Genomic DNA, 1,937 nt, shown 5'->3' on the forward strand with positions numbered 1-1,937 from the left:
CGTCAGGGCCATGATGTAGATGAGCACCAGAAGCCCTCCTGCAAGGCCAACGGGGCCGAGCCACGCCGCCAGCCCGATGAGCGGGTACTGGAACAGCCGCAGCGCCAGCGCGAACTCGAGCGCCGGCGTGGTGAACGACCCGATGGCGGCCAGCGCGGCATAAAGCAATGCCTCATTGGTGAAAAGCCCGGCCGCAACCGCAAACTGCCCCAGCAGCACCGCACCGACGAGACCGATGGAGGTCGCCAGCGCCGTCGGGGTGTGGATGAGCGCGATCCGGATGATGTCAAGCCCCAGGGTCAACAGGAGCAGCTGCAGCCAGATGGGGAAGACCGAGCTCTTCTTGGGCCCAACCCATGCAAGCCACGGCGGCAGGATCTCCTGCCGGGTGGCCAGTGCGACCCACAGGGGCACGAGCACCACCGATATGGCGATGGCGATGAAGCGCACCCAGCGCAGGTACGTACCGACCGTCGGCGCCTGCACGTACTCCTCCGCGTGCTGTGTGAACTGCCAGACGTTGGCCGGCAGCACCATGGCCGCGGGGGATGTATCGGTGATGAGCACCACGTAGCCTTCCAGCAGGTGGCTCGCCGCCACGTCGGGGCGTTCGGTGAAGCGGACGAGCGGAAACGGGTTGAAGCGGGACCCGGTGAGGTACTCCTCCAGGTTCTTGGAGCCCATGGGCAGCGCGTCGGCCCGGATGTTGACCAGCCGCTCCCGCACCCGGTCCACCAAGTCTCGTGGCGCCAGGTCCTCCACGTACAGGAGAAACACGTCGGTCTTGGAGCGGATCCCGACCTTCAGCGCCTCCACCCTCAAATTGGGGTCCCTGAGGCGCCGGCGCACCAGGTTGACGTTGACCAGCGCCACCTCGGTGAAGCCGTCTCGGGCTCCCCGGGTCACCCGCTCCAGGTCCGGCTCCTCCACCTGGCGAGACGGGTACTGGCGCAGGTCAAGGAGCAGGATCTCGTCGAGCCCGGCGATCACCACCGCCGACTGCCCCACGAGGATCTCGTCGACAGCCTCGTCGGGCTTGCGGACCCACATCAGCTCGAAGAACGGGACGAGCTTCTCTTCAAGCTGTTGCTTCGGGTTTTCCTTCAGGGCGCCGGGCCCGATTCCCATCAGCGCCTGCAGCACTCGCATGCCGGGAACGGGCTGGAGGAACCCATCCAGGTAGATGAACGCCGCGTCTCGGCCCCCCACCTGGATGCGCCGGGTGATCAGGTCAAAGCTCTTCTCCTTGCCGAACTTTGCTGCGATGGCGCTGACCGTCTGCTCGACCGACGCCCTGGGGGCTCCATCCCCACCCTGACCTTGAACGCCAGGATGCTGCTGGCCGCCTGCATTGTCCGGCTTCTGCGGCTGGGGCCTGACGGGCTTGAGAGGCCGGGGTCGCTGGAGACGCATTGCGCGACCGGTCCGGCGCGACTAGCGCAGCGTCGTGGGTACGAACAGGTCCACGACCCCGATGATGAGCGCGGCGAGCAGCGCTCCCAGGACGGTCACCGACATGCCGGGCACCACGAACTGCGCCGCCCAGATGACCACGGCCGACACGATGAAGGCGACAAGGCCGCGGCCGAACGGGGAGACGTTGCGGCCCAGGGCGCGTTCAACGAGCCATCCGACCCCGGAGATGACCAGCGCCGCCAAAAGTGCGTTGAAGAACCCCAGCGTCCGAAACCCCGGAACGATGGCTCCCACGAACATCAACACGACGGCTGAGACGACGAACCGCACCGCTGCTCGAACCCAATCCACCTGAAGCGCACCTCCATCGGGTAGTTTCCCCCGCAGGGCCGAGAGCCTATGCCGCCAAAGCCAGGCGGCTGCACGCATCGCTTCTCAGCCGCGGGGATGAAAGAAGACGGCGATGAGGAAGCCGAAAAGGATCGACGCGGCGAAGACCGCGCTGGCCACCTCGAATGTTC

At 66.5% G+C, this 1,937-nt stretch carries 2 protein-coding genes; both read right to left on the bottom strand.

Annotated elements, in window-relative coordinates; all coding sequences use genetic code 11:
• Positions 1-1,413, bottom strand: a 1,413-nt coding sequence (locus AB1609_22620; protein MEW6049229.1) for a spore germination protein, incomplete at its 3' end; no start/stop codon positions are given.
• Positions 1,414-1,434: 21 nt separating this feature from the next.
• Positions 1,435-1,767 carry a phage holin family protein gene (locus tag AB1609_22625; GenBank protein MEW6049230.1) on the bottom strand — a complete coding sequence of 111 codons (333 nt, stop codon included), beginning with the start codon at positions 1,765-1,767 and terminating at the stop codon, positions 1,435-1,437.
• Between the last annotated feature and the right edge of the window lie 170 nt (positions 1,768-1,937).

This window comes from Bacillota bacterium (assembly GCA_040754675.1).
Lineage (GTDB): Bacteria > Bacillota > Limnochordia > Limnochordales > Geochordaceae > Geochorda.